Raw genomic sequence first — 203 nt, forward strand, 5'->3', positions numbered from 1 at the left:
GGGCTGCGCAGCAGCCCCAACATCAGAAATGGAAACCGAAAATGAATGCCGCCGTAGAACAGAACGCCCCCGCCGAAGCAGCACAGCAAGCCAGCACCAGACCCCGCCGCCGCCAGGCGTGGATCGCCGGCGGCAGCCTGGCGGCCGTCACGGTGCTGGCCTTCGCCAGCTACTGGCTCACCACCGGCCGCTACCTGCAGACC

The sequence above is a fragment of the Pseudomonas sp. TJI-51 genome (assembly GCF_000190455.2).
GTDB classification, from domain to species: Bacteria; Pseudomonadota; Gammaproteobacteria; order Pseudomonadales; family Pseudomonadaceae; genus Aquipseudomonas; species Aquipseudomonas juntendi.